Source organism: Acinetobacter sp. Ver3 (assembly GCF_000632455.1).
Taxonomy (GTDB): Bacteria; Pseudomonadota; Gammaproteobacteria; order Pseudomonadales; family Moraxellaceae; genus Acinetobacter.
Window position 1 is genome coordinate 1 of the sequence record NZ_JFYL01000183.1, and the last position, 584, is coordinate 584.

The window sequence follows — 584 nt, forward strand, 5'->3', positions numbered from 1 at the left end:
TCCTTGACGATTCAACAAATCACGCATCATACGACTGCCTGCAAAAGGATATTGCATATGTAATTCATCAATACATCGCATCAGCTTCAGATCTGATGCACTCACAGGTTTTGGGCGATAGTAATAACAACCACGGGAGACTTTCAGCAGCTTAGCTTGCTTAGATACTGAAATCTGAAGTGAGTCGTCGATTAACTTTTGTGGTTGAAGCGGCCCAGTTTCTTCAACACACCTTCTAAAAAATCAATTTCTAATGCCTGCTCACCGATTTTTGCATGTAGTTTTTTTAGATCGATGGGTGGTTCTGTTGGAGCTTTTGATTGATCGAAAGCTTGCGAGGAAGCTGAGATCAATTGATTTTTCCAGTCAATAATTTGGTTTTGATGAACATCAAACTCAGCACTCAATTCAGCAAGTGTTTTTTCTGCTTTAATCGCAGCAAGTGCTACCTTAGCTTTAAAATCATTTGAATGATTTCTTCTTGGTCTACGTGCCATAAAATACTCCATATATTGATGTTTATAACATCATTTGAGGAGCAGAATATCACTTATAGGAGTTGTTCAAATTTACGGATCCATCTC

At 38.2% G+C, this 584-nt stretch carries 1 pseudogene; it reads right to left on the reverse strand.

The annotated features are described in order from the left end of the window. Positions 1-509 (reverse strand): annotated as a pseudogene (locus CL42_RS16940) (IS3-like element ISAba14 family transposase); the annotation flags it as partial. Between the last annotated feature and the right edge of the window lie 75 nt (positions 510-584).